This window comes from Bradyrhizobium sp. USDA 327 (genome assembly GCF_041262065.1).
In the GTDB taxonomy this organism is placed as follows: Bacteria; Pseudomonadota; Alphaproteobacteria; order Rhizobiales; family Xanthobacteraceae; genus Bradyrhizobium; species Bradyrhizobium liaoningense.
The window spans coordinates 7192420-7206197 of sequence record NZ_JBGCCW010000001.1; the positions used below are offsets into that span (position 1 = coordinate 7192420).

At 66.4% G+C, this 13778-nt stretch carries 11 protein-coding genes; 2 read left to right on the plus strand and 9 right to left on the minus strand.

The genetic code is table 11. The annotated features are described in order from the left end of the window. Window positions 1-114 precede the first annotated feature (114 nt). The 7 genes from ABIA42_RS34000 to ubiE all read right to left on the minus strand — a co-directional run bounded on the left by ABIA42_RS34000 (window position 115) and on the right by ubiE (window position 9111). The gene (locus ABIA42_RS34000) at window positions 115-432 is read right to left on the minus strand and encodes a PilZ domain-containing protein (RefSeq protein WP_370116956.1); all 318 of its coding nucleotides are present in this window, start codon (window positions 430-432) and stop codon (window positions 115-117) included. 87 nt (window positions 433-519) lie between these two features. Further along, on the minus strand, window positions 520-2076 hold the full coding sequence (gene tsaE, locus ABIA42_RS34005) for a tRNA (adenosine(37)-N6)-threonylcarbamoyltransferase complex ATPase subunit type 1 TsaE (RefSeq protein WP_370116953.1): 1557 nt from the start codon (window positions 2074-2076) through the stop codon (window positions 520-522). Then, window positions 2073-4577 (minus strand): PAS domain-containing sensor histidine kinase, encoded by a 2505-nt coding sequence (locus ABIA42_RS34010; RefSeq protein ID WP_271528715.1) that lies wholly within the window; start codon window positions 4575-4577, stop codon window positions 2073-2075. The genes tsaE and ABIA42_RS34010 overlap by 4 nt, the downstream gene beginning before the upstream one ends. 238 nt (window positions 4578-4815) lie before the next feature. Beyond that, window positions 4816-5274 carry a dUTP diphosphatase gene (gene dut, locus ABIA42_RS34015; protein ID WP_271528714.1) on the minus strand — a complete coding sequence of 153 codons (459 nt, stop codon included), beginning with the start codon at window positions 5272-5274 and terminating at the stop codon, window positions 4816-4818. Continuing rightward, the gene (gene coaBC / locus ABIA42_RS34020; protein WP_271528713.1) at window positions 5271-6722 is read right to left on the minus strand and encodes a bifunctional phosphopantothenoylcysteine decarboxylase/phosphopantothenate--cysteine ligase CoaBC; all 1452 of its coding nucleotides are present in this window, start codon (window positions 6720-6722) and stop codon (window positions 5271-5273) included. The genes dut and coaBC overlap by 4 nt, the downstream gene beginning before the upstream one ends. A gap of 56 nt (window positions 6723-6778) precedes the next feature. Further along, a complete protein-coding gene (gene ubiB, locus ABIA42_RS34025; protein WP_271528712.1) occupies window positions 6779-8353 on the minus strand; it encodes a 2-polyprenylphenol 6-hydroxylase in 1575 nt (524 codons plus the stop codon). Further along, complete coding sequence (gene ubiE / locus ABIA42_RS34030; protein ID WP_028176477.1) at window positions 8350-9111, minus strand: bifunctional demethylmenaquinone methyltransferase/2-methoxy-6-polyprenyl-1,4-benzoquinol methylase UbiE; 762 nt, start codon at window positions 9109-9111, stop codon at window positions 8350-8352. The genes ubiB and ubiE overlap by 4 nt, the downstream gene beginning before the upstream one ends. 81 nt (window positions 9112-9192) lie before the next feature. Between ubiE and mutM the strand changes: the two genes are divergently transcribed. Next, on the plus strand, window positions 9193-10098 hold the full coding sequence (gene mutM, locus ABIA42_RS34035) for a bifunctional DNA-formamidopyrimidine glycosylase/DNA-(apurinic or apyrimidinic site) lyase (protein ID WP_271528711.1): 906 nt from the start codon (window positions 9193-9195) through the stop codon (window positions 10096-10098). 161 nt (window positions 10099-10259) lie between these two features. Here mutM and ABIA42_RS34040 read toward each other — a convergent pair whose 3' ends face one another. Further along, a complete protein-coding gene (locus ABIA42_RS34040) occupies window positions 10260-11003 on the minus strand; it encodes an AAA family ATPase (protein WP_370116946.1) in 744 nt (247 codons plus the stop codon). 375 nt (window positions 11004-11378) lie between these two features. Next, complete coding sequence (locus ABIA42_RS34045) at window positions 11379-12737, minus strand: serine protease (protein WP_370116943.1); 1359 nt, start codon at window positions 12735-12737, stop codon at window positions 11379-11381. 232 nt (window positions 12738-12969) lie between these two features. On the opposite strand from ABIA42_RS34045, the gene ABIA42_RS34050 reads away from it, so the two are divergent. Continuing rightward, the gene (locus ABIA42_RS34050) at window positions 12970-13773 is read left to right on the plus strand and encodes a molybdopterin-synthase adenylyltransferase MoeB (protein WP_271528708.1); all 804 of its coding nucleotides are present in this window, start codon (window positions 12970-12972) and stop codon (window positions 13771-13773) included. Window positions 13774-13778 lie beyond the last annotated feature (5 nt).

The window sequence follows — 13778 nt, forward strand, 5'->3', positions numbered from 1 at the left end:
CGCTTTCTCAGACCATTCGCATTCGCAGCAATCCTACCACGAGGCTCGATCAGCCGCATCGCATCTCGACCGCCTTAACCACCCGCCGTGACGGTTGTACGACGGGTGTTGCCGTCACGCCCCAATGGTCGCGGAACGCGCCCTTTTCTTCTTCTCACCGAGCTTGAGGAAATTGACGCCGATCTGGTCGCCATTGACCCAGGCAAGTTCGCAGCGCCGGTACGCCAGCCCGGTGGACGACAGCAGGAGAAAGAATTCCTTCAGATGGAGCCCTTCCACCGAGCCGTCGATGGTCAGCTTGGCGCCGCTCTCGGAGACGTCCTCCATGGTGCAGTCGCGCCGCCAGGTGCCGTCGATTCCCATCACCTGGGCCGGAATCCCGCGTTCGAAAACAACCCGGCCGTTGCCGCGCTGGTCCGTCTGTACCGCCATCTGTCCCGCTCCAGCCCCGTAATTGTCCGGCTGCCTCGCCGCCAGAATACCGACGTTTTGGCTAACGGCCGGTAAATCGGGTCTCAATCAGGCTTGAAATGCCGCTTGGAACGGTCCTTGGGACGCCCCTTGGGGCGGCGGCACGTTGGCGAGATACCACTCGCGCAAGGAGCTCAGCGCGGGATGCGCTAGCGAGCGCTGGAGATAGGTCCAGATCCGCGGCTGATGGCGCAGGTAATGCGGCTTGCCGTCGCGCCGGTTGAGCCGGGCGAAGGTGCCGAGCAGGCGCGTGTTCCGCTGCGCCGACATGATGGCGTAGAGCTCGGCAAAGCCGGCCGCATCGAAGCTCGTGTCCTGCGCGCGCCGCGCCTTGATGTAGCGCGACAGCAGCGTCAGCTCGATGTTCTCGGGCACGTCGATGCGGGCGTCCTGGAGCAGCGACACCACGTCGTAGGATTGCGGCCCCAGCACGGTGTCCTGGAAGTCGATCACGCCGACGCGCGCGATGCCGGTGCGGTCCGCAAGCCAGATCAGGTTTGGCGAATGATAGTCGCGGATGATCCACGTCTTCGGCGCGGCCAGCGGCTTCTTCAGCAGCTTGTGCCACATCGCGAAGAATTCCGCGCGCTTGTCGTCGCTCAGCGGCGCGTTGCGATCGGGCAGGTACCATTCCGGCATCAATCCGATTTCGATTAGCATCGCCTCAACGTCGAAGACGGGGATATCGTAGGTCTTCCCGTCCAGCGGCAGCGTCTCCGGCAGCGCCTTACCATGCAGCATCGCCAACAGGTCGGTCGCGGCTTCGTAGCGCTCGCCGATCGGGCGAGGCGGATCGCCCTCGATCACCCCTTCGCTGCCAAAGTCCTCGGTAATCAGGAAGCCATGATCGAGGTTGGAATGATGAATTGCGGGCGCGGAGATTCCCTGCGCGCGCAGGCCTTCGGCGATCGCGACGAAGGGTTTGACGTTCTCCGCGAGATGCACCGCGGCGCTATAGGACTTTCCGTTGTAGAGGGCCGCGCCGTCGGGCCGCTGCGGAAAGTTCATGAGGATGACGATGCTGTCGTCGCGCAGCAGCCGCGCATAGGAGCGCGTCGAGGCATCGCCGGCCATGCGCTTGCGCGTCGCCTCCATGTAACCGGATGCGTCGAGGAAGTCCCGTAGCGCCTTCAGCCGCGCGACTTGCGCGACGCCCTTGCCGTGGCCGGTGATGTCGGCGGCGCGTGCGCTCGATCCCAGCGCCGGTCGGTGCGTCAGCGCGATGTCGATGCGATCCTCGGGCATCGCCGACGGTGCGCGCTCGGGCCATTCGATCAGGACGAGGGTGGCATCCGGGAGCGGCGACAGCCCGATCTCCTCGAGCTCGCTCTCGTCCTCGACGCGGTAGAGATCGGCATGCATCACCGGGAAGGGCGGCAGCTCGTAGCCCTGCACCAGCGTGAAGGTCGGGCTCGGCACTTCCAGCGTCTCGTCGCCGGCGAGGTAGCGGATCAGGCTGCGCGCCGCCGCGGTCTTGCCGGCACCGAGATCGCCGGTGAGGGTGATGACGTCACCGGGGCCGACCAGCAGCGCGAGGTCGGCCATCAATTGCGCAGTGGCCGTCTCGTTGTGGAGCGCGACGGAGAATGTGGTTGGTTCCGTCATTCGGCGGCGTCGCGATGCGCCGCCTGGTCGGTCGGGAAATCGCAGATCACGACCGTGCCCCGGCCGACGATCGAATCCACCCGCACCTTGCCGCCATGCAGCTCGACGAAGGAGCGCACCAGCGACAGGCCGAGCCCGGCGCCGCGGTGACGCGAGCCCTGCGAGCGGCTTTCGAACCAGTTGAACACCTTGTCCTTCATGTCGGCAGGTATTCCAGGTCCCGAATCTGTCACGGTGAAGACCACGCTGCGTTCGGTGCGCCGTGCGCTGATGCCGACGGTGGAATCCTGTGGAGAAAACCCGACGGCGTTGGCCAGGAGGTTATAGAGCACCTGCACCACGCGCTTCTCGTCGCCGGTGAAGCTGCCGACATCCGGCGCGATCTCGACCTTGAGGCGGATGCGGTCGGTGGCGAGCCGGTCCTGGATGCCCTCTGCGGCGAGCTCGATGGCCTTGCTGACGTCGACTTGCCCGAGTTCCAGCTTCATCGCGCCGGCGTCGATGGTGGCGAGATCCAGGATGTTGTTGGTGAGCGCGAGCAGTGCATTGGTCGATTTGGTGACGTAGTCGAGATATTCGGCCTGCTTCGGCGTCAGCGGCCCGGTCGAGGGATCGCTGAGGAAATGTGCAAAGCCGATGATGGTGGTGAGCGGCGAGCGCAGCTCGTAGGAGACGTGGTGGACGAAATCCACCTTCATCTGGTCGGCAGCCTCCAGCGCCTCGTTGCGCTCGCGCAGCGCGCGCTCGACATTCTCGGTGTCGGTGATGTCCTGGAACGTCAGCATGGTGGCGCCGTCGGGCAGCGGCCGGATCATGCCGTCGAGCACGCTGCCGTCCTTGCGCTCCAGCTTCAGCGGCACGTCGGCGCGGTTTTCGATCGAGGTGATGGCCTCGCGGATCTGGCGCCAGACGACGGGATCGTCGTAGAGCTGATGGCACCAGCCTTCCACCGTCTGGATGTGCGGCTCGTCGCGCATGGCATCGCTGGAGAGCTTCCACATCCGGACGAAGGCCGGATTGAACAGCTGCGCCTTGCCGTTGCTGCCGAACACCGCGACGCCCTCGGCGAGGCTGTCCAGCGTCTCGCGCTGAACGCGGATCAGGCCGTCGAAACGGCGGGCGAGGTCGAGGCTCTCGGTGACGTCGTCGAACAGGTAAGTGACGCCACCCTCGGGATTCGGCGTGGTGACGACCGAGAGCGCGCGGCCGTCAGGCAGGAACCAGGTGTCCTTGGCGGTCTCGACCGCGCGATAGGCTTCGTGCAGCTTGGCTTTCCAGGCGCGGAAATCCGGCTGCTCCGGCAATTTGCGCGCGGCGCGGAGCTGGTCGAGCACGCTGGAATCGTCAGGGTTGGCGTCGAGGAAGGTGCGGTCGAGGTCCCACAGCCGCCGATAGGAATCATTGTAGAAGGCGAGGCGGCGCTGGCCGTCGAACACGGCAACGCCGGAGGAGAGCTGGTCGAGCGTGCGGCGGTGCGCCTCCGCCATTCGCACCAGCGCCGACCTCAGTGCATCCGCTTCGCTGGCATCGATCGCGACGCCGACGCTGCCGCCGCCCACATTGATGGCGCGCACGTCGTAGATACGCCGCTCGCCGCCGATCACGATCGGCAGCCGCGAACTGAAATTGGCCGCGTCCTTCAGTCCCCGTTCCATCGCGGTGCGGTTGGCACTGTCGAGCAGCTCGAGCTTGCGCTCCTGGGCATCGGTGACGCTGTTCGCTTCGGTGGCGCGCACATAGGCCGGATTGGCGTAGGTCAGCGCGCCGTTCTCACCCTTGGCCCAGATTGGCCAGGGCGCGGCGGCGGCAAGGCCGCGCAGCATCTCGGTCTCGTCGGAGAGCGCCTTGTAGCGCAGATGGGTCTCGGCCAGATCGCGGCGCAGTCCCGAGAGCTCGCGAATCCGGACAATGGCCTGGCCGCCGATGGCGCGGCCGATCGCTTCCAGCGTATGGCCGTGCGCGGTGGTCAAGGTCAGCTGGAACCCGTCGCCGCGATCGCGCAGCGCGTCGACGGCATGGTCCATCTGAAGCGCGGGCTCCGGAGGCAGCCAGGTTCCGAACGCCAGCACGCGCTGCGGGGAGGAGTCGCGCGGCAGCACCATGGAGATGTCGCCGGAGATCTGAACGCGGTTATCGCCGGCCGGCCAGGAGATCAGAATCTGCGGTTCGGCGAACAGCAGCGCGCCGAAACGGTCGGCCTGGAGCTGAAGTTCCCCGATCCGTGCGCGCAGCCGCGCCTCGTTCTTGACCAGGCGGACCCGCGTGCGCATCAACAGGATCGCGGCCACCACCGAGAATCCGAGCAGCGCCAGCGCGGTGGCGAGGACGGCGAGTTCCTGCCGGTTGAAATCCAGCATGGTGGAGAGGGTGTCGATGAGATCGGCGGCCCGGGCCGGCGCAGCCGGCAGCAGCGCCGCAAGAGCGCTCCCAATCAAGCCGCTGCGCGCCAGCGACGTGCACGACAGCAGCGTCCGACGCATCGACACGATCACGCCTGACATAGTTGCCCCAAGACCGCACGAATTTGCGCGCGGCGACCCCCGTCGCGCGCGAATCAAAAGACAATACCCCCACCGTGACTCCGCCGGTAAGAGTCCAGATCGTGAACGTAAAGGCGGGCCCCCAAAAATGCCGCCGTGGTGTTCCCGCCCACGTAATTCTTGGGGTTCCGCAGGTCGCGCGGATTGCTCGCCACGATCAGGGTGCGCGTTCCCGCTCGCTCGCGGAGGGGTAAGGACTTCAGCGGCCGGTCGAGCCGAAGCCGCCGGCGCCGCGATCGGTCGGCGACAACGTCGCGACGGGAACCAGGGCAGCTTGCACCATGGGTGCGATCACCATTTGGGCGATGCGCTCGCCGCGCTTGATCACGAAGGGCGCCGCGCCGTGGTTGATCAGGATCACCTTGATCTCGCCGCGGTAGTCCGCGTCGATCGTGCCCGGCGAGTTCAGCACAGTGACGCCGTGCTTGGCGGCAAGCCCCGAACGCGGCCGCACCTGCGCCTCGTGCCCCGGCGGCAGCGCGATCGCAAGGCCGGTCGGCACCAGCGCGTATTGGCCGGGGGCGAGCGTCATCGGCTCGCTGTCCGGAACGGCTGCCATGAGATCGAGGCCGGCGGCCTCGCTGGTCTGATAGGCCGGCAACGGCAGACCTTCGGCATGGGCGAGGCGCTGCAGTTCGACCGTGACCTTCGTGCTCAAGATGCCGTCTCCAGGGATTTGTCGGTCGCGCGTCTGGCAATGTGTGCGACCAGTTCGATGGCGACCTGTTCCTTGGTCATCACCGGCCAGGAATCAACCGCAATCTCGCCGTCCTTGGCACCGTCCTTGCGGCTGAGGAGGTGGACGGTGTTGCGGTCGCCGCCCATCACGCCGGTGGCCGGCGACACGTCATTGGCGACGATCCAGTCGCAGCCCTTGCGCGCGAGTTTTGCTTTGGCGTTGTCGATGAGATGTTCGGTCTCGGCGGCAAAGCCGATCACCAGGGGCGGGCGCTTGTCGGTCAGTTTCGAGATCGTGGCGAGGATGTCGGGATTCTCGACCAGCTGAAGCGGCGGCATGCCGGCTGCGGTCTTCTTCAGCTTCTGCTCGCCTTCGTTGGCGACGCGCCAGTCGGCGACCGCGGCGGCGAAGATCGCGATATCGGCGGGAAGCGCGGCCTGCACCTGCTCCAGCATCTGCCGTGCCGATTCGACGTGCTTCACCGTCACTCCGGGTGGATCGTCGAGGTCGACCGGGCCGCTCACCAGGATCACCTCGGCGCCGGCGGCCTGCGCGGCGGCGGCGATGGCAAAGCCCTGCTTGCCGGAGGAGCGGTTGGCGATGTAGCGCACGGGGTCGATCGGCTCGTGCGTGGGACCCGCGGTGATCAGCACGCGCTTGCCCGCGAGCGGCCGCGGCGCCGGCGGCCGCAACAGCCGTTCGGCCGCATTGGCGATCTCGATCGCTTCCGACATGCGACCGATTCCGGCCTCGCCGGCTTCGGCCATCTCGCCGGAATTGGGGCCGATCAGCACCACGCCGTCGCGCTGGAGCAAGCCGACGTTGCGGCGCGTCGCCGCGTTGCTCCACATCAGCGGGTTCATCGCCGGCGCCAGCAGCACCTTGCGGTTGGTCGCGAGCAAGATGGCGCTGGCGAGATCGTCGGCATGGCCGTTCGCCATCTTCGCCATCAGGTCGGCGGTCGCCGGCGCCACCACGATCAGGTCGCAATCGCGCGCGAGGCGAATATGGCCGGCGTCGAATTCGCTCTGGGGGTCGAACAGGTCGGTGTAGACGCGCTCATGCGAGAGCGCGCTGACCGCCAGCGGTGTGACGAATTGCTGGGCCGCCTTGGTCAGCACGCAGCGGACCTCGATGCGGCGCTCCTTCAGCCTGCGGATCAGGTCGAGCGACTTGTACGCCGCGATCCCGCCGCCGATGATCAGGGTGACGCTGGCCTCGGGGAGGGCGCCGGTGCGCTGCGGCGCCGGTGCGGCGGACGGGGCAGGCGGCACCGCAAACGGCGTCAGCGGCTCCTCGCGGCCCTCGATCAGCTCCCGCAGGATGACGCGAACCTCTTCCTCGACCGACCTGCGGTTCTTGGCCGAGCGCAGCCGCAGATAGGTTTTGACGCCGTCGTCGAGCTTGCGGATGGTCAGGCTTGCCATGACGCCCTCCAGCACGGAATGATAGCGATGCTATCACTCACGTGATTGCAGTGCAATCAAAGATTCCGGACGGCGATCAGGATGCCGATGAATGTCGCGGCGATGATCCACAGCGCCACGGTGCGCCAGCGGTTCTTGCGGCCTTCGCTGCGCCCCATGGCCGCGATGCTCTCCGGCGACAGCCTGATGCCCTCGCGGGTCATGGTCTCGAGCTGCTCGAGGACCTTCACCGACCGCTCGGCGATCTCCGGCAGGCGCATCAGCACGCGCGCGATGTCGCCGGTCCCGGCCAGCGCACCCTGCACCCGGCCGATGGGCCCGAGATTGCGCTCGATCCATTCGCGTACCACGGGGTCGGCGATCTTCCAGATGTCGAGCTTGGGATCGAAGCCGCGGGCCACGCCCTCGACCACCACCATGGTCTTCTGCAGCAGGATCAGCTCGGGCCGCGTGGTCATGTCGAACAGGCCGGTGACCTCGAGCAGCAGCGTCAGCAGCCGCGCCATCGAGATCTCCTCGGCGGTGCGGTTGTGAATGGGCTCGCCGATGGCGCGGATGGCTTGCGCGAAATTCTCGACCGAATGGTGCGCGGGCACATAGCCCGCTTCGAAATGCACCTCGGCGACGCGGCGATAGTCGCGGGTGATGAAGCCGAGCAGGATCTCGGCGAGGAAGCGCCGCTCCTTCATGCCGAGCCGGCCCATGATGCCGAAATCGACCGCGACGAGACGGCCGGCGTCATCCAGGAACAGATTGCCCGGATGCATGTCGGCGTGGAAGAAGCCGTCGCGCAGCGCGTGCCGCAAGAAGCTCTGGATGATCTTGCGGCCGAGGTCGGGCAGGTCGACCTGCGACTCGGCAAGGCGCTTGTGGTCGTTCAGCGCGATGCCGTCGATCCACTCCATCGTCAGCACGTTGTGCGTCGTGCGATCCCAGTCGACGGTCGGCACGCGGAAGTCAGGATCCTCGCGCGTGTTCTCCGCCATCTCCGACAGTGCGGCGGCTTCGAGCCGCAAATCCATCTCCATCGCGACCGAGCGCGACATGGTGTTGATGACTTCGACCAGGCGCAGCCGCCGCGCCTCGGCCGAATAGGCTTCGGCCTTGTGCGCGACGAAGAAGAAATCGGAGAGATCGCGGCGGAAGCGTGCGGCGACGTTGGGTCGCAGCACCTTCACTGCGACCGATTTGCGGATACCGTCGCGCAGCACTTCGGCACGATGCACCTGCGCGATCGAGGCAGCCGCGACCGGCGGGCCGAAGCTTGCGAAAATGTCCTTCAGCGGCCGTTCCAGCGACGTCGCGATGGCGGCCTCGGCCTCGTCCTGCGGAAACGGCGGCAGGCGGTCCTGCAGGCTTTCGAGGTCGCGCGCCATGATGACGCCGACCACGTCGGGACGCGTCGCCAGGAATTGTCCGAGCTTGAGATAGGCCGGGCCCATCCGCGTCAGCGCGCGCGCGATCCGCGGGCCGTGCTTGGTGCCGCGGCGTTCGACGAGGCGCGCCAGCTTCAGCGCGAGCTGTCCCGGCGGCGGCACCAGGCTCGGATCGACCGAGCCGAACACGCCCTCACGCGCGAACACGAACGCGGCGCGGATCAGGCGCGTCATGTGGGTGATGGCAGAAATCACAAACGCCAGCCCGAATGCAGTGCCACGATGCCGCCGGAGAGTGTCTGCCAGCTGACGCGGGAGAAGCCGGCCTCGCGGATCATGTCGGCGAAGGCGGCAGGCCTCGGAAACTTGCGGATCGATTCGACGAGATATTGGTAGGATTCGGCGTCGCCCGTGACCATGCGGCCGAGCGGCGGGATCACCTTGAACGAGAACAGATCGTAGAGCTTGTCGAGCCCGGGCATCTCGACGGTCGAGAACTCCAGGCAGAGGAAGCGGCTGCCGGGCCTCAGCACGCGATAGGCCTCGCGCAGCGCCAGGTCGATCTGCGGCACGTTGCGAATGCCGAAAGCGATCGTATATGCGTCGAAGCTGCGATCGGCGAAGGCGAGCGCTTCGGCATTGCCTTCGACGAAGTCGACCCGGGTGTCGAGATGCTGCCTGGCGGCGCGTTCGCGGCCCACGGCCAGCATATCGGTGTTGATGTCGCAGACGGTGGCATGGAAACCCGCACCCGCGGCCTTGGCGGCGCGGAACGCGATGTCGCCGGTGCCACCGGCAACGTCGAGCAGGGCGAACGGCCGGTCGCCCCTGGGCGGGTCGAGCGCCGTGATCATGATGTCCTTCCAGACCCGGTGCAGGCCACCGGACATCAGGTCGTTCATCAAGTCATAGCGCGACGCCACGCTGTGAAACACATCGTTCACCAGCGTCTGCTTGTCGCCCAGGGGGACGTCCCTGAAGCCAAAATGCGTGGTTTCGCCCGGCCGATCCATTACTCTACTCCGCGAGGCGGACCATAGCGCGCCCGCCGCAATGGCGCTATCACACCGCCCTCATAAGGTGAATGCCTGACCATGCCTGAATTGCCAGAAGTCGAGACCGTCCGCCGCGGGCTTCAGCCGGTGATGGAGGGCGCGAAAATCCTTGTCGCGGAGGCCCGGCGGCCGGACTTGCGCTTCCCGTTCCAGCCGGACTTCGTGGCCCGGCTCAAGGGCCAGGTCGTCACGGGCCTCGGCCGCCGTGCAAAATATCTCATGGCCGATCTCGCCTCCGGCGACGTTCTGCTGATGCATCTCGGCATGTCGGGCTCGTTCCGTGTCATCAAGCCGGGCAACGACACTCAGCCCGGCGAGTTTCATTATCCGCGGGCCAAGGATTCCACGCACGACCACGTGCTGTTTCGGATGTCCTCCGGCGCCGACATCGTGTTTAACGATCCGCGCCGCTTCGGCTACATGAAAGTGATCGCGCGCAATGCGCTCGACGACGAGCCGCTGCTGCGCGGGCTCGGACCCGAGCCGCTCGGCAACGAATTCGACGCCGCGATGCTGGCGCGCTCCTGCGCCGGCAAGACCACCAGCCTGAAGGCCGCGCTGCTCGACCAGCGCGTCGTGGCAGGGCTCGGCAACATCTATGTCTGCGAGGCGCTGCATCGCTCGCATCTGTCGCCGCGTCGGATCGCCGCGACCTTGTCGACGAAGTCCGGACAACGCAAAGGCGTTGCCGGGGGCGAGCCGACGGACCATGCCAAGCGATTGGTCGGCGCGATTCACACCGTATTGAACGATGCGATCAAGGCCGGCGGCTCGAGTCTGCGCGACCATCGCCAGACGTCAGGCGAGCTCGGCTACTTCCAGCACTCGTTCAAGGTCTACGACCGCGAAGGCGAGAAATGCACGACGCCGCGCTGCGGCGGCACGATCAAGCGGTTCACGCAGAACGGCCGATCGACCTTCTGGTGTCCGAAATGTCAGAAGTGACGTCGTCACCGTAGATGAGCGCAAAGCCGCAGCAGGAACTACTCCTCTATTGCGAGCACGGCGAAGCAATCCGACCGGGCTGATGGCCGGATTGCTTTCTCGCCTGGGCTCTTTCTCCGGATGGCGAAGCAGTCCGTCTGGCGGCTGAGCGATCGCTCCGCTCAGGACGCCAATTTGGTGGTCTCGTCCGCAGCAAGGCCAGCGGCGACGTGCAACATGCCGTCGGCGGCCGACATCACCTGGTCAATCAGGACATTGGTCGGGGCTTCAAGCTCCAGCCGGGCCTGGATCCAGCGCCAGAGGCCGCGGATCTCGTCCGCCGACTTGCCGTTCGGCGCGAATTCGCCCACGGCAAGGCCGCTGGCGAGCGAATCCTGGTGGTCGTTGCGCATCGCGATCAGTGGACGCGCGAGCACCTCGGCGAGATCAAGCGAAGCTTCTTCAGCGAGGGTGTTGGCCGCGTTGTCGATCCGCTGGCCGCGGATCGGCGTCTGGTTCAGCACGAAGCCGTACGGCCGCTTCCAGGCGCGCGCGACGCTCAGCGTCGAGGCGGTGGCCTCGATGTCGGCGACGCTCGGGCGGGCCGGGATCAGGCAGAGGTCGGAATGGCGGATTGCGGCGGTGGTCGCGGCGCTGAGACCGGCCGCGGTGTCGACGATCGCGAGCTGGAGGCCGCTGTCGGCGAGCATCTTCAGACGCGGCTCGATGTCGGCGGCGTGATAGATCGGTTCGACGACGAGATCGTCCGTGGTGCGGCGGCGTTGCCAGTTGGACAGGGTGCCCTGCGGGTCGGTCTCGATCAGGCGAACGGTGAAGCCGGACTGCTTGGCCGCCAGCGCGAGACCGACGGCGAGTGTGCTCTTGCCACTGCCGCCCTTTTGGGTGGCCAGTACGATCGTGTGCATTGAAGTTCAATCCTTTGGAGGGCTGGGTCAGGAATACGCCACGCGAACGTGCACCGCTTTGCGATGCTGAGCTCTTCTCGCTCAGGACGTGCCGGCCCGATCCAAAGGGATCGCGGGGGTCCGAATCAACGGTAACGATGATGGCGGAATAGGGAATGCCAGCGAATCCGTACCATTACCGGCTCCGTAGTCGTACGTGTGATGGTTGACCGTTGTGCCCCGGACAAAGCGCAGCGCAAAAGCGATGCGCTGCAGAGCCGGGGCCCAGTGAGCCGCTTGCACGGAATTTGAGGACGCATGGGTCCCGGCTCTGCGGAGCGTCACTTTGTGCCGCGCCGCGTCCGGGACAGGGGAGAATGGGTGCTTTCGCCCGTCCTACTTCCTCACGCAGATCACGCGCACGACGGCCGCTTTCGCATCCGTCGACGTGCCATTCGCAGTGACGCCGTTCGCCTTCAGGAAATCCCGTATCCTCTCGGCGGAGACCATCACAGCCTGTAATGCCGGCACCGACGTCGCAGGTCCCGCAACCATCGCCGGTTTCAGCAGCGCGATGCCCGCGAACTTGCCGTCGGCGTCGATGGCCGGGCTACCGGAGAAGCCGACCGCGGGCGGAGGCGACAGCGCGAAATTGCTGCTTGTCGCCGCCGTCAGCGCAGCCTTGACGCTCGACACGCCGGCCGCGCCGCCCTGGCTCTGCGGATCGGCGATGCCGACGATGTCGACATTCGCCTTCGCTGCGCCGCCGGCGAGGCTGAGCGGCTTCAGGGCGCGGGCGCCGTAGATGTGCAGGAGCGCGAGATCATGCTCCTTGTCCTCGGCGAGGCGGTCGGCGTTGCCATGACCGGCGATCGTGATCGCGAGGCAGCCATCGGTGACGAGGCGGTCGGTGACGATCGCACCGTCGTCGCTGACGACGATGCCGGTGCCGTATTCGACGGTCTTGCGCGGCGGCGGCCCGGCTTGCGGTCCGGACGGAAATGCATTGAATGCGCTCGACATTGCGATCACGACCGGCTCGACCGTGTTCTCGGTCGCCTGGTCGTAGAGGATCGTCATGGTGCGGACCTCGTCGCCCTTGAAGGTGCCACGCACGTAAAATTTCTTCAGGCCCTGCAATCCGGACAGCACGAAGAAGTCGGGCTTCACCACGGTGTAATCGACCTTGCGCCCGGACGGCTCCTTCTCCAGGTCGGCGAGCTTTGCCGAGGTCGGGTTCACCTCCTTGCGGCGGCTAAGCAGCACCTGAACCGTGCCGGTCGGCGAGGTCCATTTCGAGCCGTTGGCGTCGCTTGCTTGCTGCGGCACCAGCTTGCCGGGGATGCCGAGCCGGGCGCCGCTGGTCGGCTCCGTCACGATCTTCCAGCCGACGCTGTCCTGCTTCTTTCGCGCCGCCTCGGCGAGCGCGGCGCGCTCCTGCGGATTGAGCACGCCGGTCGGCTTGCCGCCCTTGGTCTTCTGGTACTCCTTGACGGCGTTGACCATGCGCTCGCTGACGTCGCCGGTGATGGCGCCGTTATATTGGCCGACCCAGGCGAGGTCGGACTGGAGCGACAGCCGCTCCGCTTTCGCCATGGCGTCGGCCGTTGCCGACGGCGTCTGCATTGCGGGAGGCTGGATCGGTACGGTCTGGACCGTTTTCGGCTTGGTGCCGGGGACCTGTGGCGCCGTCATCTGGGCGTTCGCGCCTGTAGCGGCCGCAAACATCAGTGTTGCCGCAAGCATCGATCTCATGACAAATCCAGCCAGCCCATTGAACGCAGTGTCATTGAAGCACATCTCGTTGGTCGCGAACAATGTTGCGGTGGTTCAGGTTTGACAGGAGCCGCGAACTCAAGTCCTCATCCGGAGGAGCGGCCCCAAGGCCGCGTCATCGAAGGATGGCCACGGGCGAGATCGGGGCCTTCATGGTTCGAGACGCGCGTTCCGCGCTCCTCACCATGAGGAGTGAGAGGAATGTAGGACGATGCTGAGCCCGGACGAACTCGAACGCTATGCCCGCCATATCGTGCTGCGCGATGTCGGCGGGCCGGGCCAGGCCGCGCTGAAGCGGGCCTCCGTGCTGGTGATCGGCGCCGGCGGGCTCGGCGCACCCGCGCTGATGTATCTGGCTGCCGCCGGCATCGGCACGCTGGGCGTGGTCGACGACGACGTGGTCTCGCTGTCCAATCTGCAGCGCCAGGTTATCCACACCACGCCCGATATCGGCCGCCACAAGGTCGAGAGCGCCGCCGAGCGGATATCGGCGCTCAATCCGCATGTCCGTTTCGTCGGCCACGCCACCTGGCTCAACGCGGACAACGCGCTCAGCCTGATTGGCGACTATGACCTCGTGCTCGACGGCTCCGACAATTTTTCGACGCGCTATCTCGTCTCCGACGCCTGCTTCTTCGCGAAGCGGCCGCTGATCACGGCGGCGCTCGGCACCTTCGACGGCTCGCTCACCACCATCCGCGCACATGAGACGAACGAGCAGGGCGAGTTCAATCCGACCTATCGCTGCCTGTTTCCGGAAGCACCCCCGCCAGGTACCGTTCCGGCCTGTGCGGAGGCCGGAGTCATGGGGGCACTCGCGGGCGTGCTCGGCTCGATGATGGCGCTGGAGGCGATCCGCGAGATCGTCGGCTTCGGCGACGGCCTCGTCGGCCGTCTCCTGATGATCGACGCGCGCGCGATGCGCTTCGAAACGCTGCGCTACGGGCGCGATCCAGCCAATCCGCTCAACGGCGACGGGCCCGTGATCCGCGATCTCAGTGCCCATCGCACCTGATTGCC